This window comes from Magnetococcus sp. PR-3 (assembly GCF_036689865.1).
GTDB lineage: Bacteria > Pseudomonadota > Magnetococcia > Magnetococcales > Magnetococcaceae > Magnetococcus.
On sequence record NZ_JBAHUQ010000011.1, the window covers coordinates 67,086 to 85,950 of the forward strand.

The 18,865-nt window shown below is 49.6% G+C and carries 11 protein-coding genes; 5 read left to right on the forward strand and 6 right to left on the reverse strand.

Annotation, left to right across the window (positions count from 1 at the left end):
* Positions 1-299: 299 nt before the first annotated feature.
* Positions 300-2,570 carry a methyl-accepting chemotaxis protein gene (locus V5T57_RS08000; RefSeq protein WP_332890666.1) on the reverse strand — a complete coding sequence of 757 codons (2,271 nt, stop codon included), beginning with the start codon at positions 2,568-2,570 and terminating at the stop codon, positions 300-302.
* 59 nt (positions 2,571-2,629) lie between these two features.
* Between V5T57_RS08000 and V5T57_RS08005 the strand changes: the two genes are divergently transcribed.
* Entirely contained in the window at positions 2,630-3,352 is a 723-nt protein-coding gene (locus V5T57_RS08005; RefSeq protein ID WP_332890667.1) for an SCO family protein, read from the forward strand.
* A gap of 381 nt (positions 3,353-3,733) precedes the next feature.
* Here V5T57_RS08005 and V5T57_RS08010 read toward each other — a convergent pair whose 3' ends face one another.
* Together V5T57_RS08010 and V5T57_RS08015 are read right to left on the reverse strand one after the other, a co-directional pair.
* A complete protein-coding gene (locus V5T57_RS08010; protein WP_332890668.1) occupies positions 3,734-4,228 on the reverse strand; it encodes a PH domain-containing protein in 495 nt (164 codons plus the stop codon).
* Positions 4,229-4,789: 561 nt separating this feature from the next.
* Complete coding sequence (locus V5T57_RS08015; RefSeq protein ID WP_332890669.1) at positions 4,790-7,231, reverse strand: ATP-binding protein; 2,442 nt, start codon at positions 7,229-7,231, stop codon at positions 4,790-4,792.
* Positions 7,232-7,574: 343 nt separating this feature from the next.
* Here V5T57_RS08015 and V5T57_RS08020 point away from each other — a divergent pair, with 343 nt between their 5' ends.
* Entirely contained in the window at positions 7,575-8,435 is an 861-nt protein-coding gene (locus V5T57_RS08020) for a hypothetical protein (RefSeq protein ID WP_332890670.1), read from the forward strand.
* 234 nt (positions 8,436-8,669) lie between these two features.
* Here V5T57_RS08020 and V5T57_RS08025 read toward each other — a convergent pair whose 3' ends face one another.
* The 3 genes from V5T57_RS08025 to V5T57_RS08035 all read right to left on the reverse strand — a co-directional run bounded on the left by V5T57_RS08025 (position 8,670) and on the right by V5T57_RS08035 (position 11,288).
* The gene (locus tag V5T57_RS08025; RefSeq protein ID WP_332890671.1) at positions 8,670-9,140 is read right to left on the reverse strand and encodes a DUF2269 family protein; all 471 of its coding nucleotides are present in this window, start codon (positions 9,138-9,140) and stop codon (positions 8,670-8,672) included.
* Position 9,141: 1 nt separating this feature from the next.
* On the reverse strand, positions 9,142-10,482 hold the full coding sequence (locus V5T57_RS08030; RefSeq protein ID WP_332890672.1) for an SDR family oxidoreductase: 1,341 nt from the start codon (positions 10,480-10,482) through the stop codon (positions 9,142-9,144).
* A gap of 293 nt (positions 10,483-10,775) precedes the next feature.
* Positions 10,776-11,288 (reverse strand): GbsR/MarR family transcriptional regulator, encoded by a 513-nt coding sequence (locus V5T57_RS08035; protein ID WP_332890673.1) that lies wholly within the window; start codon positions 11,286-11,288, stop codon positions 10,776-10,778.
* A gap of 652 nt (positions 11,289-11,940) precedes the next feature.
* Here V5T57_RS08035 and V5T57_RS08040 point away from each other — a divergent pair.
* From V5T57_RS08040 to V5T57_RS08050, 3 genes are all read left to right on the forward strand, one after another.
* On the forward strand, positions 11,941-13,179 hold the full coding sequence (locus V5T57_RS08040; protein ID WP_332890674.1) for an RtcB family protein: 1,239 nt from the start codon (positions 11,941-11,943) through the stop codon (positions 13,177-13,179).
* 687 nt (positions 13,180-13,866) lie between these two features.
* On the forward strand, positions 13,867-15,639 hold the full coding sequence (locus V5T57_RS08045; RefSeq protein WP_332890675.1) for an ABC transporter substrate-binding protein: 1,773 nt from the start codon (positions 13,867-13,869) through the stop codon (positions 15,637-15,639).
* Complete coding sequence (locus V5T57_RS08050; protein ID WP_332890676.1) at positions 15,636-18,668, forward strand: response regulator; 3,033 nt, start codon at positions 15,636-15,638, stop codon at positions 18,666-18,668. The genes V5T57_RS08045 and V5T57_RS08050 overlap by 4 nt, the downstream gene beginning before the upstream one ends.
* Positions 18,669-18,865: the final 197 nt, after the last annotated feature.

An 18,865-nucleotide genomic window follows, 5' to 3' on the forward strand; every position in this document is an offset into this window, starting at 1 on the left:
TGTTGAGGTCGGTTGGTTTTGTGTCGGGGCATAGGCTGTCATACAGGTGGATCCTGCTTAAAACGATGTGTGTCTGAAAAAAAACAACAACATTCAGCCAGATCTTTCCCTGATGAACGGCCTCTGTTTGAGGCGACTTGAGTTACTCTTTTGCACCCGCTTGCACCTTTTGACCGTGAGCCTCTGCGCTTTATTGGGGGCGCTTAGGCCAGTCTGCCAGGTTTGGCTGGATATCAACCCAGTGGCTCTCCGTTCAAGCTGGGTGTTCAGTCTGCATCTGCCTTGGTTGAGTAGTCCGACTAGCTGGAGACCTCTAAAAACAGGCTGTCCAGTTGTTTAAACAGCTGTTTGCGACTCTGGTTTAGATTCTCTATGCCCTGTTTAGCTTGACGCTCATCACCACTTAAGCACGCTTCGCGCACTTGACCGGTTAAGGTGTGTAACTTCTGGTGAGCTTGTATCATTGTTTGGAAAGTCGGGTGGCTGCCATAGTGCTCTTGACCTTGGGTGTGCCACCAATCATCAAAGCCGCAGGCCACATCATCCCCCATCTCGACCTCCCGGCCCCGGCTGGCATTTTCCATGAGGTTCAAGCAGCGTAGATGTTCCTCTTTAAGCTGACGTACATCAAACAGTTGGCGTTGATCCTCTGTGGATTTGCGGGTGGCCTGCAACCCTGTGGTGGCGCCGTGGATCTCCTCAGTTAAAACCCCTACATACTGAATAGAGCCGTCCAGGTGGTGCACCCGGCGCATGGTCTGTTGCATGTTCTTTTGCGTATTGGCCAGCACGGTTGAGATCTCTTTGGATGCCCGGTTGGCTACTTGGGTGGACTGGCTGGCTTGCTGGGCCTGTTCCGTAATGGCACTGGCGACACCCGCGGCTTGGGTGGCGGCATCGGCAATGCCCTCAATACCCTGTACCGTGGTCTGAACAGAGGTGGAGACCTCACGGGCGGCGATGGCCAGTTCATTGGCGTTTAGGCTGACGGATTCCGCTGCAATGGAGACCTGACCCATGGTTTTACTGATCTCAACAACGGTATGTTCCTGCTCATCCACCGTTTGGGTGATCTCTTTGTTTGCTTCATAGACCTTATGCATCATATCCGCGACAGACTGGGTCACGGTTTCAGCCTGTCGACTCTCTTCTTGAATGGAGGTGGTGAGATTATCAATCAGTTTGGTGGCTTCCCCTGTTTGGCTGGCCAGATCTTTAACCTCATTGGCAACCACGGCAAAATCCTTACCCGCTTCACCAGCCCCTGCTGCTTCGATGGAAGCATTCAAAGCCAGCATGTTGGTTTGCGAGGCGATGCTCTTAATGGCGTCCACCACCTTTGAAATTTCCGTGGTGGATTGGATTAAGCGGTTCATGACGGTCGCGGTCTGTTGGGCTTGACCGTTCGCTTCACCACTAAGCTCATCAGCCAGTCGGCAGCGGGCACGGACCTCACCGAGGGAGGCACTCATCTCCTCCATGGCGGCTGCTACAGTACCGACAGAGCTGGTGACCTCTTCCAAATTATTATTTACTTCACTGATATTGCTGGTCATCTCCTCGGCCGCACTGGCCATGGTGTTGGTATCCTGACGGCTGTGTTCTGTGGTTTCCGCAATACGGCCAACCTGCCCGGAGAGGGCTTCGATCTCCTCACGAATGGCATTCATACTGCCGTTGGCGGCCTTAATGCTGTCGCGAAGATCCTGAGCCTGATCCAACACATCACTACTCTCTTGGGCAACTTGACTGGCCAAACTGTGGGCTTGGCTGGAGTCTTGATCCAGGGGCTTTTTCAAGCGGACCAGTTCGTTACCAATTGCGGCTAAGCTCTCTGATTGCAAGGTGACTTGATTATCCATGCGGGTGGCTTCTTGATGAGCCTCCGTCGCACAGGTGACCGCCTGGTGGTTGTTGCGGAACTGATAAAAGAAGTACCAGGAGAGCCACAAGGCTGCACCAGAGTTGAGTACGACCAACAGCACATGGTTGAGCAGATGTAACCAGATATAATCTGTCGTTGGCCAAATGGCCAAAGGATCAAAAAAGGTGAGCAGTGTGTGATGAACCGCTGGCACAACGGTCGCGATGAGTAGCGAGCGCCAGCAGAAGTAGATGGTCAACATAACAATGGTCACAAAGTAGACCATATGCCCTTCGAGAATAAACCCATCTGGCGATCCGGTGGTTTGGTGGACCATAACCACCCACTGGAAGACCATAGACAGAGCGATTACATGGCGCGTAAGCTGTCCCTTGGGGCGTAGATACCAATAGATGGTCGCTGGTATGGCACCAATTAAACCTGCGATTAGTCCAAAGATGGGGCGACTGATCCCCTCGACTGAGATCAAACCACAAAAACGGTCGACGGTGTTAACATAGTTGGCATGGTTTTCTGCCCCATAACCGATGAGCACAAAAATGGGGATATAGGCCCAGAGCACCACAATAAAAGCTTTGCTGGCATTTTTACGGACCCGCTCTAGGGCAGGTGCGACCTCGCTGGTATCTTCCCACAGGGTTAACGTGCTCAGCCAGGATGTTTGGCTTGGTGCTGTGTTGGCCATTAGTATCTTCCCCCTCTGTAAATCTACAGATTTTCTCACCGATGTGGCAGGACAGTGCAATGACGCAGCTTAAACACCACCAAAGACCCGTTATACTCAAACGCCTGATTGTATCTATTCTGCTGCTGCTGCTGTGTAGCGTTGGTTTGGTGGTTTTTCTGGATCAAGATCTGGAACAGCGCAAACCTGTAGAGCCGGTAGTTCAGCCGCCGTGGTACCCGGTGGAGCCAGCTCGGTTGATTTCCCCCTTTACCTTGCAGGGGGAGGGTGGTTTGGTGGGGTCAGACGTGTTACACGGCAAATGGACACTCCTGACCTTGGGGTTTACCCATTGTATGGAGAGCTGCCCCATGGCTCTTCATACCGTGTGGACCCTGTTTGAAGAGCAGCAGCTTAAACATGCAACCCATGCTCCCATTCAAAGCTGGTTTGTTTCGATTGATCCTCAGCGTGATAGCTTGTCCCGACTTCAAGACTATATGCTGCGTTATCCTCTGCCGGTCGGAGCCCCCACGATTAGGCCTTTACGGGGGGAGCTCCCTCAGTTAAGGCGTTTAAGTGCCCTTTTAGGGGCTGAGTTTCGTTACCCCCAATGGCGCAGTGGTGCTGAGTACCCTGTTGAACATACACCAGATATCTATCTGATCAATCCTGCCGGCTATTTGGTGGCCCGGTTTCCTCAGCCTTTTTCTACGTCAGCATTGAGTGCTGGCTTGCAAGCTTTCGGGTGGCAAATATCCACACCTGATCATGGGGTGCGGCCGAATGATCACAAAATGTAATGGGTACCATTTATTGATAGCATAAATATGCGTGAAATATGACATAAAACAACATGTAACCATTTGAACATATATGAGAAAACCCTTTAAAACATTGATAAGAATCTCGGATTACCTCATAGGTAGATCCAGTCATAAGAGGTAAGTATGGCTTGGCTGTTAGGAGAGGGGGGTTGTGTTCAGAGTGGGGGGGATGTTTTTTTACACAGGATCACAGCCATAAAAGAAGTGGGGGAGCATGGCTTCACCTCCTTATTGGATCTGTTTTGAGCGGTGATGAAATAAAATGAGCTGGACACATCTTCTAAATGTGCCTAAATCTCATTCATCCTGCTCAGGGTAGGATCTGTACTTTTTGGATCATATTTAGTCGTTTATCGGTTAACTTGGTTGTGTTTCCTTATCTTCTTGTACAGCTGCAACACGTTGATCAACCCCCTCAATGAGCTGCGACATGTTCTCATAACCCACAAGGCGGATAATCCGCTTGTTATGGAGCCGTATGACCAAGGAAGATCCTTCACGGATACGGCTTTGGCGTTCAGTCATCATAACATCACTAAAATTCAGGGTGCTTTTTTCATCTCCTTGAACAAAATGAATGGCCTCTTTTTCTAAACTCAAGTGGTGTTTTTCAATGCGGAGCATATAGCGTATATGCCCGTAGAGATTGAAAAGCCCAAACAGCAACGTAAAAGCGATGATGGAGATGAGTAAGGTCGCATTATACTTATCACTATTGGTCAGGTGGGCTTGCCATGCAAGAAAGCAGAGAATAAAAGCCAGTGCCATGCCCAGCATCATATTGATATTACGTTTTTTAATTTCTGAACTTGAGATTTTATATGTCAGGGGCTCTGTGGTCTTGTTATCCATCCGTCACACCTACTGTTCATGGCCAGTCTGTTGCTGTTTGGGGCCAAATACCATGGCTCAGGCCCCTGTTCGATATGCTCTTTGACCACACGCATCTATTCCTCGCCCCACGATAACCCATTGGTGAAGGTTTAAAGAGCATACGTTGAGCAATAGAGCGGGTCTTTCTGCTTTTTGTAGATGGCCGCTGGTTTGTTTATCCGTGTGTCGCGTTTTTTCCATCTGGCGTTGCTGTAAAGCATACACTTTATGGCCAGCGGTAGGAATCCGCTTTCTTTTCTTTTTCAGGGGGCCAGAGCGGTGGTTTTTTAGGGCAGGGTGATCAGGCCTCGATGTTGGGTCTCTGTTTGAGGCAGGGAACATAGCTCGTGCTGGTTGTTAAGTTTTTTAGGCTAAGCTGAGCTTGCCCATACTCCTACATCATGTATGAAAAATATTCGGTCTTTGTGCTTAAAGATCGGTTGGTATTTTACAGGGGTGGGAGCTGCGTCCGCTTGGTGAAGCCGCTGAAGGGTGGCGATACGTCGATGGCTAAAAGGGTGGATATGGCGTGCATTAGTCTCACGTTTGTTGCGGATAGAGCGGGATGCTCTCAATCATGGCAAGAAAAGATGTGCGGGCAATGGGTTTGGTTAAATGCTTGTCACAACCCGCTTGTCTGGATTGTTCTATATCCTGTTGTAGAGCATGTGCGGTCAATGCATAAATGGGCATACGGGGGCGTTTTTCCTGGTGTTCCCAGGCCCGAATGGCTCGGGTGGCTTGATAGCCGTCCATCACAGGCATTTGAATATCCATGAGTACCAGATCAAAGCGCTCGCTTTGAATGCGCTCCAGTGCCAAAGCGCCATTATCCACAACGGTCAGGTCATGTGGGGTTTTACCCAGCAGTGTGCTAACCAAAGTGGCGTTCATCTCATCATCTTCTGCATAGAGAATACGAATACCTTGATCGGTCAAAGGCGGTTGGGGTTCCACGTCAGAAGGGGTGCCGCTGTGTTGAGATACATTCTCCAGCTTAGTTGGAATATGTACCTGAAAAAGAGTGCCACCTTGTGGAGGTTGAATGGCTCTAATGGTGCCCTTCATCGCGGAGGTATAACGATGGGCAACGGCTAACCCAATACCTGCGCCACCATAGCGGCGTGTGAACGAATCGTCCCCTTGGGTGAACGGTTGGAAGATTTGATCCATGATATCTTCTGGAATACCAACACCGGTGTCCTGAACCTCCAGCACAAGGGTTTCTCCCTCTAGCGCTGTACGCAGTGTGACGTCACCTTGGTCGGTGAACTTAATGGCGTTGCCTAAAAGAATCATCAACACTTTTTTGAGCAGTGGCTGGCAGCCGTAAAGTGGGGTGGTGGGGGCTGTTTGATGCAGTGTTAGGGTCAGCCCTTTATGCTTTGCACGTGGTGCCCACTCTTCTTGTAAGGTGTTGCAGAAGGTGTCTAATGGAAAAAAGGATGCAATGGGATCGGGTAGGTGGGCATCAAACTGGCTCATCTCCAGAATATCGGTAATCAGGTCTAACAGATCTTCTGAAGCCCGACGTTGCTTGGCGAGCAGATCTTCTTGGGTCGGAGAGAGCGTGGTGTTTTCGAGTATCTCTCCAAAACCAAGAATGGCATTCATCGGGGTGCGGAGTTCATGACTCATAATCGCTAAAAAACGATCTTTGGTTCGGTTGCCGGCTTCAGCAGCCTCTTTAGAGTCCAGTAGGGCCATCTCACTCTGTTTGGCATGGATCAAACTGGCAAGGGCGTCAGCCATGGCTAAAACCAGGGTGCGATCTTCTTGGGTCAGTTGATGTTCAGCCTCTAAATACAGATTTAAAACCCCCAAGATTTCACCTTGGTGAAGAATGGGCACACAACAGTGTCCATGATCGGCCATACCTTCATAATGGGTATGGTGGCGATCATCAACATGGGTGGCAAAAATGGGGGTGCGTTGTAGCGCAGCCTGACCACACAAGCAGCTCCCCAGATCAACCTGGGAACATTGCTCAACCAAAGCTGGTGGGGTGCGATGGTTCGTGGTGAGTACCAGCTTATTGCCGTCTTCTGACATTAAAAACAGGCTGCCATAGGGTTTAAGGTTCAGCCAGTGGACCTCCAGAATAATATCCAGAGCTTTTTCTAGCTGGGTGTTTAAATCCCACGGTTTAAGAGCGGTTGAGAGTAACCGGGAGAGAACCTCTTGAGCCTGTTGGGCGCGGTTGCGTTCCTCTACCCGCTGTTGGAGCAGTATGGAATGCTGCTGTAAGGCGCCATAGGCATGTTGTAAGCCATCACGCATCTGGTTAATCGAGTCGGTAACCAGCTCAAACTCATCCCTGGGTCGCTTGCGACGCTGCAGCTCCAGTGGTGGCTGCAGGGTGGTCAGATCCAGGTCACTGGCATAGTGGCTAATGGCAATAAGGTGGCGGGTTACAAGGCGATGAATAATTAAAAGAATAAAGAGAGAAACCAAAAAGGTCTTGATGCCTTGGCTGGCTAAAATCACCAGCGCTTTATCCTGAAGACGGGCATAGACGGCTTCCAAAGATGCATACAGCCGTAGTTGGCCAATTTTAAGAGGGGTACTTTCATCCACCTCTTTGGATATCAGGTGATAGTCACGGGTGATGGTACGGTTGCTGATCTGGGTATCACCAATGGTTAGATGGAGTGGGTCGGTATGATTATCATGTGTATCACGTAGCTCTACCCCCACAATATCAGGCAGTTGAGCCAACCCCTCCATCTGTAGCTTGAGTAGAGCGGTATCGAGATTCCAGAGACTGGCGGCCATGCTTTTAACATGGCTTTGCTGAACTTCATTCAGGCGAGTATGGATGGTGTCTACATCATGACGGAAATCAAGATAGAGCTGAAAACTGGTTAGAATAAGCGTAACCAGGGAGCTGAACAGTAAAATAAGAACGGCCAAACGGTGACCAATGCCACCGCTTTGCAGCGCACTTTTAAAAGTGGATCTCTCTGGATGTGGTTCCGCCACAGGTGCCTCTTTTGGCGTGTGTTTACACAATGCATGACCTGGTGAGTAGGCCGTTATGGATAGAATGACTGGGCTGTTATCCGCTGCTTTGGAGTAAAAACCTGTTTTTCTATCTTGTTGCGGCACGTCACCGGTCGATTTGAGAGTATATCTCAGCTAGGGGAGAGCGCCGCATTATGTTACCTTAAGGCAACAGGGATGTTGTGTCCATAAGCCTCTCTTTAATGTGAGGTAAATGAGCGATCCTTTTTTAGGCCGTGAGCTAAGCATCCGCTGGGTTAAAGGATAAAAAACGCGCTGACTTAATCGAGAGCGTTTGTTGCAGGGCGTGAGGGGAGTAGTCATGCGCAGTGTAATCATTTCTTGTCTAATAGGCTTGCTCATGGGGGCGCTACCCAGTGTTGCCCAAAGTACGAGTAAAGGGACGATTACCTGGTTGGTTTGGGAACTCTCCCCAGAGTTTATACGTAGCGGCCCTAAAGCAGGGCAGGGGTTTGCGGATCAATTTTTGACCCGTTTTAAGCAGCAACTGCCTGAGTATGAGCACCGCGTGGTATGGACCAGCATCCGCCGTTTTCACCGCGAGGCCCTGCGCCCTGGCCGCTGTACACCTCATATTTGGGGCCATTTTTATCCGGATCAATTCGCCTACACCAAACCCTATTTCCTGACACCACCCCATGTGGCGATCTTTCAAAAGCGTTATGAAAAACAGTTTGGCCCGCCCAGTACCATCCTCTCCCTGGTTGATTTATTGGCCAAAGAGAAGTTGGTTCTTATGACCCCCAAACAGTTTAAGAACCAGCATCGCTATCCTGTTTTGCACCCCTATCTAAAGCCCTATCTAAGTAGTGACCAAGTTAAGCAGATGCCCCATTCGGCCAATGAGGTCGATCTACGTTTGATTGAACGTGGCCGGGCTGATTTTTCCTTAGGCTACCCGACGACCATTCAGGCGCAAATGTTGGATCGGGGTATCTCCAATAATTTTGTGGCCTATGGGCTAAAAGAGCATCAGGCCTATAAAGAGATCCATGTGGGCTGTTTTGGCGATCGGCAGGGGCGTGATGTGGTTGCCAAACTTAATGCCCAACAGACGCCAGAAATGCTTAACCATTTTTTAGAGCTTTATGAAAAATGGAACAATGGTCACCCTCTGTTCCGCCAAGCCTTTACGGAAAAAATTCTCGCCCCAAAAGAGTAAGGCGCTTCTCCAGCGCGTAAAAGTGGGGCATGGTTTGTGTGATGTCTCACTCAGATCGTGTATCTCACCCGCCACAGCAGAAGTAGTAGGAAGATCCCGCCGTTATTGAGCGGTGTTTACGGGATCTTGGTTGGGTGGAATCAGTTTGGCTGTGTCATGCACAAAGGCCCCTTTGAACAAACCTTACGGATCGTCTTTACACAAAGTAAGGAAGGCTTGTCGCGGCTGACCTCCTCACAGGCTTGGTTTAAAGACCATTAACCAGACAATGCTGATCATAGCGGCAAAGGCTGGCCAGCCAAGGGCAAACCATAAGCGGAAGTAGCGGTGATAGATCTGGGGTAGTTCAGCCCCGGTTTTTAGGGCTGTGTTGCTTAAACGGCGCATACGCAGTTGTAACCACACCACTGGCAACCAGCATGCCCCTGCAAGGCCATACAGTACCAATGACCAAAAAATCCACCCTTCGGTCAGATCCCATCCCAGTTCTTGGGCCAGTAACACGCCAGTCACAGGTTGCACAAGGACTGCAGGTGTTGTGAAGAGCCAGTCCGCCATAACGACATTGCGGTTGCCCACCGCCATGGCCTGTCTGTTTTGGCTAAGGTTACAGGCCAGACCGTGAAAAGCGGTACCCAGACCCGTTCCGAAAAGTAGAACCATGCTGAGAATGTGTATCCATTTTAAAAAGAGCGGGTCGAGCATGTCAGCGCCCCTTTTCTAGTGCCATCATAACCAGGGTTGCTGCGGCTATGGGGAGGTTTTTTACCAGTGGTGTAAAGGGGTGTAGCCAATATTCTGCAGGTAAACCGATGGCAAGCACCGAAAAGGTAAATAGGGTTAACAGCTGTATACCACCGACCAGTACCGGTCGAAAGCGAACCAGCAAAAGTACACCCAGCAGCATGTCCCAAAAGGCGGCACTGTAGAGTAGGGCCAGTGCTGAGCCCCCTGTTATGTGAAGATGGCTGAGCATCTCTAGGCTTTTTTCAACGGGATAAAGCCCAAAAGAGAGCAGGCCTGCTATCAGCCAGAGAAGGCCTAAACTCCAACGTAGCGGAGTGCGAAGTAAGTAGAGGTGCGCCCCCTGTTTATCACTAGAACTGGCGGGTTGCTTGGCTAAGGCTTGGGCCAATGCGGTAGGCGGGCGACCAAGCGCTTGGGTAAAGGCTGTGGCATCCCCTTTGATCTCCTGACGGAGCATGGTTAAAACGTCTCGATTAAGTGGGGCGTTTATCATGCGCTCACTGAGCACCGCAGAAACGTTGAGCACCCAATCTGGAATCGGCATAAAGGGGCGTGGGGGTAAGCCGAGCCAAGTCCGCAGTGTATTGATCAACTGATCGGTTGAGAGGGGCTCTGGACCCACGAGCTCGATGCTGTCCGGTAGGGGGGGCAACTGTTCGATCAGGTGGACAACCAGCGCGCTTAGATCATCAATATGTAGAGGTTGTGTTTGATAGAGCCCTTTGCCCATGCGTGGAGGAAAGGGGAGGGCGGCCAGTGCCGTTAACATTTGGCTGCTGGTGCCACCACGACCGATAACAAGTGAGGGCCGTAAGATGCACCAATCCAGGTGTTGCTTATTCACACGGCGCAAGCTCTGCTCGGCAGCGGCTTTGGTTCTTTGGTAGGCTGTGGTGCCTTGTTCGGAGACGCCAATGGCGGATAGATGGATCAAGCGTGTCACGTTAGCACTGGAACAGGCCTGTATCAGACGTGCGGCACCCTCATCATGCACTTTGGCCAAGGTGTTTTGCCCCTGGCTTTGTATTAAGCCAGCACAATTAATGACCACATCTATACCGTTAAGCATCTTAATTAGATCGCTTAAACCATGCTGTGTAAGGTCTATGGCCATCGGTGTGGCTGTTGAAAGCTGCTGAGCGGAGCGTGATGCGGCCCAAACGTGGTGTCCAGCTCGGATTATCGCACCTACGATATGACGGCCGATAAAACCTGATGCGCCAATAATCAGAACTCTTTTAGCGGATTGTTGTTCTGTGTTGGTCAGGGTTATGGATTCGATGACTTCAGCATCGTTCATGGTATTTCCTCTATTTCTGAAATTTGTGAAATTACCTGTTAAAAAAACACACCTATTTCCAGCGCCCAAGAATGTGGAATATTCTCTCTGTGGTGATGACCTCCCTTAAAAAGAGGGTAGAAGTCTCTGTGTTTGTAGACCTAACCAACTGGCATCAGGTAAACAGTGTTGGCGTCGTTACCGCATCTTCGGGTGGATGTCTGCTATGAAAGGTGCCTTTCATCATGCTTGTTGGATATGTGATGTTTCTTATTTCTGAAATTTGTGAAAAAAGAGGTCAAAAAAAGAGGGCATTAACTCCCCCTGCTTAAGAGTTTTGATATTGTTCCGCCCATCGTCATGATCTTTAACAACAGAGGCCGAGGGAGCCTTTGCATCTCGTCATACCATCTGGTGAGCAATTCAAGAAAAGCCAAAACATCACGGATACGTTTTTTAGAGACCGCTGGTAGCTTGTCGTCATCATCTGCATCCAGCAGGCATTGGCGCAAAGTGGTCAGTGTTGGGTCAAACTCTCGCTGTTTGCGCCCCTTAACGATGAGCATAAAGGCGTCCCAAGGGTCGGTTATGGCGGTAAAATGGTCCCGGCGATCCCCAATAACGCTAATCCGATTAACCAATCCCCAGCCTTCCAGCTCTTTTAGGCTGGTGCTCACATTGGAGCGGGCGATGGAGAGACTCTCGGTGATCTCTTCAGCTGTAATTGGCTTAGGTGCGAGAAACAACAGGGCGTGAACCTGTGCCACGGAGCGGCTTACGCCCCAGCGGGTTCCCATCTCTCCCCAGTGGAGAATGTATCGTTCCATGGTTGGGCTGAGTTCCATATCTCACCTGACTTGATCGTAGATTTCAGAAATTTCTGAAATTATATAAGGCAAGCTGATTAGAGTCAAGATGATTGAGCGCTATGGCTGATCATCAATACGCTTTCACATTGATTTCCCACAGGTTTAAACCCTGATGAGGTAGGGGTTTAAACCGTTTGGTCTAAGTTTGGGGTGATCAAGTCATGTTTAGGTGGGGTATACGAGCTGGGCTGGATTCAAGTCGGTCATTGGTTGATTGCTTAAGAGCGGATGTGCTTGTCTGTATGTTCTATAAGTGTTTGTGTTTATGTTGATTTAAAATGTATTGAGCAGCGATATGGTAAGGTGTGTAATCATCCCGTAGGCCAATGGATAAAGCGGGGAGATCATGGACGCCCTTTTAATGTTTTTTTATGGCATGGCCCGTATAGGGCGTAAAACAAAGGGTATGGGCTGCTCGGTAGGGTGTTGATCGGGCGTAGCCAATAAAGCATGGTGGAATTGAGGGTCTTAATGCATAGCTATGGATTTGATCTTTAGCCTGTTGCATGAGCAATCGTGGATAGGATGTGGGGCAATGGGACGCTGTAGCACCACCATCCCAGGGGCGCAGGTCTCTCTTTTTTTTGCCATCCCATAAAAGGAAAAAAATGTGGAAAAGTTTAATGTTATTAAGACGGGTGGGGTGGCGATAAAAGCTTGGACTAAGGGGGTTCAGCTTGATCCATCGGCTGAACAACAGCTCCGTAATGTGGCCTCGCTACCTTTTATTCATCACCATGTGGCGGCTATGCCGGATGTGCATTGGGGTATGGGGGCGACCGTGGGGTCGGTTATTCCCTGTAAGCAGGCGATTATTCCTGCCGCCGTAGGGGTGGATATTGGTTGCGGTATGATGGCCGTACAGACTTCATTGAGCGCTCAACACTTACCGGAAAATCTGCGCGGTGTGCGCAGTGCCATTGAAAAAGCGGTACCCCATGGACGGACAGGCCGAGGGGACCGTCGTGCTGACCGGGGGGCATGGGGGGAGCTTCCGGCTGATGTTATACAAACGTGGCAGGGTGATTATGGCCGTCACTCTACCTTGCAGATGGGTTATGAGCAGATTGTAGAGAAACACACGGCACTTGCTAAAGCCAACAGTGTACACCACCTGGGAACCTTGGGGACGGGGAACCATTTTATTGAAGTCTGTCTGGATGAGTTGGATCGGGTATGGGTGATGTTGCATTCGGGCTCTCGAGGCATTGGTAACCGTATTGGTACGTACTTTATTCATTTAGCCAAAAAAGAGATGGAACGGTGGTTTATTAACCTGCCGGATGAGGACCTGGCTTATTTGCCCGAAGGGTCGACACTGTTTAACGACTATTTCCAGGCACTCACCTGGGCTCAAGCTTTTGCCTATGCGAACCGTGAGGTCATGATGAACCGGGTATTGGATGCTATGGCCAGTGAGCTTACTGGTTTTGAGTTGGGCCATCTTGCTGTCAACTGTCACCACAACTATGTTTCGCGGGAGAACCATTTTGGGGATTCCGTTTGGCTTACCCGTAAAGGCGCTGTGAGTGCCAAAAAGGATGAGCTGGGTATTATCCCCGGTTCCATGGGCACCCGCTCTTATATTGTGCGCGGTAAAGGTAACAAAGACTCTTTTTGTTCATGCTCCCATGGCGCCGGTCGGGTGATGTCACGCAACGCCGCCAAACGGCAATTCACGATTAAAGAGCATGTTAAGGCCACACAAGGGGTTGAGTGCCGCAAGGATGCAGGGGTGATTGATGAAACCCCCATGGCGTATAAAGATATTGATGCGGTTATGGCGGCACAAACCGATCTGGTGGATGTGGTACATACCCTTAAACAGGTGGTTTGTGTCAAAGGATAGTGGGCTTTGAGGGGGGCTCTATACAGGGCTTACTACCCAGGGGGTTGTATACAGAGCTGGGAACAAAAGTGGGTAGGATCAAGAGATGAGTAAGCACATCTTGGTGTGGATAGGTATCCCCAAAAAGGATAGGTAGCATGGTGGCCAGTGGATGGTCATCTAACGGCTTTACCCATGCCTGGTTTTTTGGGGGAGTGCCAAGGCATAGGGTACCGGATGGGTCTAGGCACATTGATGCTAAATGTCGTGTTAACCGGTGTGCGTGCTGGGTAATGGCTGTTTTACATTGGGCGGGGCCTGCTTTGGAAAAGGGCCATAGGATGGGGATTTGTTATGGAGGTTGACGCCCGGTCTGGGTTCTCCAGCTGGTAACGGTCGTGAGTCGCTGGACAGTTGTGGATCGGTATCTGCTAAAGGGTAGCGTCTTAGGCTCTATGGGTTAATACAAGGGGATGAAGCCAGACTCTTGCATGGTCCATGCTTTGGGGTGATACGGTGTAAGGTGGGTTTGTAGAGATCCTGTTGTGGTCGGTAGAAAAGTGCGTGTGTCTATGGCTGGTTTAGGTGGGGTGTGGGCGGGGTGGTTTCTCGGAAAAATCTGGTGATAAAATGGAAAATTCAATAAGATCAATGAAGGTATCTATTTACTCAGTTTAAGTATTATTTAATTGGTTATAAAAGGTAGATATGCATAAGCTGTGGAAACTCATTTTAAGCGCTGTTTGCGCGGGGCAACTGCCCCGTTTATGGGGGGTGTTGGCGGTTTGTTATCTGCTTACTTTTTCCCCTGTTGTGTGGGCCGAGCCGATAGATATTAATCTGGTCAAAGATCCTGCGGCGAATGAGGTCTCAGGCGCTTTTCGTCCAGGTTCCCACGTTAAACTGTTTCTCCCAAACCTACCCTACCTCGCCATATCTCATGCCATTAATGGCGCACTTGTTCGCCCTGCTAATAATGATCGGGGGTGGCAGTATGACCTAGCTACCAGCCATACAAGTATAGATGATACAATATGGGAGTTTACCCTAAGAAAAGGGGTCCATTTTCAGGACGGTTCCCCTTTTAATGCAGACTCTGTTCTCTTGAATATGGCCTATTTCAAGCGTAAGCCTTTTACCTTCACCAAGTTGGCCGACATTCTTGGCCAAATTGAAAAAGTTGATGACTATACGGTACGTTTTCACTTAACAGAACCTTATGGGGTGTTTTTGCATGATGCCGTATGGCTGCAGTTCTACACAGAGCCTTATCTGCACAAATTTGGTTGGAACGGCAAGCCAACCTGTCCCAACCTCGCCGAACCTGGTCCTTATGGCTTAGGGCCCTATATTTTGCATAAGGGCTATGTAGAAGGGGACCGCAGCACACCGGAAGTGGTGCTGAAGGTCAACCCCAATTACTGGGGAGAGCAAAAACCCAAAGTTGAGACCATTACCATCTACAATGGATTAACCATCCAAGGGGCACGAAAAAAAGTCTCCTTCACAGAGGGACAAATTGATCTGACCCCAGTACCCTTTGCAGATCAGGTCGAGACGGTACTCTCTCCCCATGCCAAGTTGGCGGTCTCTCCATCCTTAAATAATTATGCTATGCATTTCAATATGCTCAATGGGCACCCTGCCATGCAGGATAGGCGCATTCGGTATGCGATCAACCATGCTATTGATCAGGAATATTTGCTAAATCTCTCTATGCTGGGTGAGGGGGTTCTCTCTCCAACCATGGTGTCGCCCAACTTCTACCGTGTGGCGGGTGCCATACATTCTTTGAAGAGTTATTTTGAACAGCATACTGCAACCCATGATGACTCCACAGAGAACCTTCGTCGTTTGGTGCAGTCCTACCAAAGAGAACAGGGTATGGACCCTTCACAGCCACTGCAGCTTACGTTGCTTGCCCAGGAGAGTTTTCTCTTTTTAATCCGAGATATTCAATATTTTCTAAAACAGATCAATATTGAACTGATTGGGGAGGTGGTGAGCAGTGAAAAACATGTGTTTAATCAACTGCTCTCTACATGGAAGGGTAAGAACCAGCAACCATGGGACCTTTTGTTGTGGGGCAATTACGATTGGTACAAACACCCTTGGGCTGCTTTTTTTGTCTATAGACCCAACAACCCCTGGTCCACCATTACCCCCAGTAAGGCGTTGCTGGACTGGACCGATCGGTTGATGCGCACCAATGTGGAGTCGGATGGCTATGAAGATATGGTGGCAGATTTTATTCGCTATATTTATGAGCGTAACTATATGGTTTATCTGCCGAACCCCCATAACGTCTATGCGGTTAATAAAGAGCTCTTTTTCAACCCTGGTCGTTCCGCATATGTCTATTTGCGCGATCTTGAAGTGACCGACCACCACTGGTCTGTGCGTGGTTCAGCCCCATACCCTGTAGAGCGGAAACGGCCTGTGCAAATTAATCGCAAAAATTTTCGTGAGTTACCTCAATGAATGTGTTGACGGGAAAAACACCTTCAACCACTGCGTCTCAGGTGCAAGCCATGGGGGCAGAGCGTAGGCTATCTCGGCGCATTATGATCCTGCTTATTTTTGCGTCTATTATTTTAATTGGTCGTAGCCTCTACAATCTCTCTAACCTTGAACGTATTGATCAATCGATCCAGACCATGAATCAAGCGACGGGTTATCTGGATAAAATGGGTCGTGAGATCTCCGCACCCATTGCGGATATTCATATTCTCTCCATGGAACTGGTTTTGGCCCCCAATAAAAGTATGGTTGAGCAGGTCGAGATCAAGTTGGACCAGCATATTCAGTTGCTTGAAGAGCGTTTGCTTGTATGGAAACAGCGTCTGGAAGGTAACCCCAATAAACGTGAAGAGTGGGGGCTTTTTCAACAGATTCATCAGGCGTGGGTAGCCTACCGAGAAGCGGTTTCTAAAACACGTCACTACATTAACAAAGGGGTCCGTGTTGCCGCTTTTATTAGTGTTAGTCAGTTGGAAAAAGAGCGTTATATTGTTTTACAAAAGGCGCTATCCGCCTTTGATCAGACCCAGATCCAGCATAGCCAAGTGGTTTATGAGGATGCTCAACGGCACTCAACAGAGGCCAACTATACGCTGGTGATAACCGCAATTATCGCCATTTTACTGATCCAATTTATTCTCTTTTTTGTCTACCGTATGTTCCGGACCTATATGCGGACATCCCAAGCCCATGAGCTGGCGTTGGCTCAAGCCAAAGAGACTGCGGAGGAGGCCACCCGCGCCAAGTCAGATTTTCTGGCCAATATGAGCCATGAAATCCGTACGCCAATGAACGCCATCATCGGTATGTCGCACTTGGCGCTGCAGACAGAGCTAAGCCCCAAACAACACAACTATGTCAGTAAAGTGCATCGCTCAGCGGAGTCTTTGTTGGGGATTATCAACGATATTCTAGACTTCTCCAAAATTGAAGCGGGCAAACTGGATATGGAGTCCATTGCGTTCCGTCTCGAAGATGTGCTGGATAACCTCTCCCACTTGGTTGGCTTTAAAGCAGAAGAGAAGGGGCTTGAGCTTTTGTTTGATCTGCCCCAATCCTTGCCAACGGCCTTAATGGGGGATCCGTTACGCCTGGGGCAAGTCTTGACCAACCTGGGTAACAATGCCGTTAAGTTTACCGAGCAGGGAGAGGTTGTGATCTCTGTTCAGGTTGAAACGGATGAAACAGACCATGTCACACTCTGTTTTGGGGTTCAGGACTCAGGTATTGGTATGAGCCCCGATCAACAAGCCAAGCTGTTTCAATCGTTCAGTCAGGCAGATAGCTCAACCACACGCAAGTTTGGGGGTACTGGTTTGGGGTTGGTGATCTCCAAAAAGCTCTCAGAAATGATGGAGGGGCGTATTTGGGTGGAAAGTGAGGCTGGCAAAGGGAGTCTGTTTGCCTTTACAGCACGGTTTGGTAAACAGCAGGGTAAGGTCTCTGCGCGCCGATCCATGGCCAGTGAATTGGGGGCTTTGAAAGTCTTGGTGGTGGATGATAATACCACCGCACGGGAGATCCTCTGCAGTATGTTGGCGGGATTTGGTTTTCAGCCAGATCAAGCGGGTACTGGGGAAACCGCCATTGCGCTGTTGGAGGAGGCCCAGAGTGATGAACCCTACCAGTTGATGTTGGTTGATTGGAAAATGCCAGGTTTGGATGGTGTTGAAACCGCACGGTTAATCCAGAACAATCAAGCATTGAAAAAGCCCCCTGTCATGATCATGGTGACGGCTTATGGCCGTGAAGAGGCCCAGCAAGCTGCGGATGGTGTTAACCTGCAAGGCTTTTTGACCAAGCCGGTAACGGCATCATCTTTATTGGATGGTGTGATGGTCGCTTTGGGACATGAAGAGCTGATTGAACAGCGCAAAGAGCAGGTGCAGGATCGTGGGGATCATGCGGCTGAAAAGTTGCGGGGCGCGCAGGTTTTGTTGGTAGAGGATAATGAGATCAATCAAGAACTGGCGGTTGAGCTGTTACAGCGGGCAGATATTCAAGTAACTGTAGCCAACCATGGTCAGGAGGCCTTGGATCTATTGGAAGAGCACACCTTTGATGGGGTGTTGATGGATTGCCAAATGCCGGTTATGGATGGCTACACAGCCACACGGCGCATACGTCAGCATAAGGCCTATAAGTCACTGCCCGTTATTGCCATGACGGCCAATGCCATGGCCGGAGATCGGGAAAAAGCGACCGATGCTGGTATGGATGACCATATTGCTAAGCCCATTAATATCAAAGATATGTTTGGCACTATGTCAAAATGGATCACCCCCTCTGCTCCTTTTACAGGCAAATCCGCTGTGTCTGTGGAAACAGAGGGTGTAGATGAAGAGATTCCTCTTTTGCCTGGAGTGGATCTGCAAGCAGGGTTGGCCTGTACCCAAGGAGATAAAAAGCTCTATCGACGGTTGTTGGTAAAGTTCTTAAAGGGGCAGGGGGCGTTTATGCAGCGCTTTACCACAGCTCTTAATAATCACGCTTACACCGAAGCTCTACGAGAGGCACACACCTTAAAAGGGGTGGCGGGCAATGTGGGCATGCATGATCTGCAAGAGCAAGCCCGCCAGTTGGAGGCCTGTTGTGAAGATCCGGTTTCTCAAACGGCTATGGTGGCGCAAGGCCAAAAACTGGGTCAAACCCTGGATGTTGTCCTTGAAGGGTTAAGGGCATGGCTGAGCGAAGAGGTAGGGCAAACATCCTCTAACCATGAAGAGCCCTTAGATCTGGCCGAGGTAACCCCCCGACTTCAACAGCTTTTAGAGCTGCTTGAGGATGATGATGCTGAGGCCAGTGAGATGGTCGAACAGATCATGGCACTACCTGGTATGGTCCTTTTTGCCAGCCATTTGCAGCGCCTTGCGGATGATGTGGCGGAATATGCATTTGATTCTGCATTGGAAAAGTTGGAAGAGCTTAAGTGTGAACTGGAAGAGAAACAGAAGCCTAGCTCGGATGAGGTCCCAATACGCTGGGCTTGACCTCCTGGCTAGGGAACAGGGTGAAATCAGGCTTTTATATGATGCCAGGGGATCTTGGTTTATCGGCCCTGTTCTCTTTTTTGACCGTATCCCTATCCCCTTTAAAATATGAAGTTTCCACACGCTTTGTTTGAGGATGGGGGGAGAGCCTCCCTACCATTGATTCTTTTATACAAGGCTATGTGGTTTACCTGTTG

Excerpts from the sequence above, each read along its gene's own strand:
- V5T57_RS08000 (WP_332890666.1), bottom strand. The coding sequence starts at position 2,570 with ATGGCCAACACAGCACCAAGCCAAACATCCTGGCTGAGCACGTTAACC.
- V5T57_RS08005 (WP_332890667.1), top strand. The coding sequence starts at position 2,630 with ATGACGCAGCTTAAACACCACCAAAGACCCGTTATACTCAAACGCCTG.
- V5T57_RS08010 (WP_332890668.1), bottom strand. The coding sequence starts at position 4,228 with ATGGATAACAAGACCACAGAGCCCCTGACATATAAAATCTCAAGTTCA.
- V5T57_RS08020 (WP_332890670.1), top strand. The coding sequence starts at position 7,575 with ATGCGCAGTGTAATCATTTCTTGTCTAATAGGCTTGCTCATGGGGGCG.
- V5T57_RS08025 (WP_332890671.1), bottom strand. The coding sequence starts at position 9,140 with ATGCTCGACCCGCTCTTTTTAAAATGGATACACATTCTCAGCATGGTT.
- V5T57_RS08030 (WP_332890672.1), bottom strand. The coding sequence starts at position 10,482 with ATGAACGATGCTGAAGTCATCGAATCCATAACCCTGACCAACACAGAA.
- V5T57_RS08035 (WP_332890673.1), bottom strand. The coding sequence starts at position 11,288 with ATGGAACGATACATTCTCCACTGGGGAGAGATGGGAACCCGCTGGGGC.
- V5T57_RS08045 (WP_332890675.1), top strand. The coding sequence starts at position 13,867 with ATGCATAAGCTGTGGAAACTCATTTTAAGCGCTGTTTGCGCGGGGCAA.
- V5T57_RS08050 (WP_332890676.1), top strand. The coding sequence starts at position 15,636 with ATGAATGTGTTGACGGGAAAAACACCTTCAACCACTGCGTCTCAGGTG.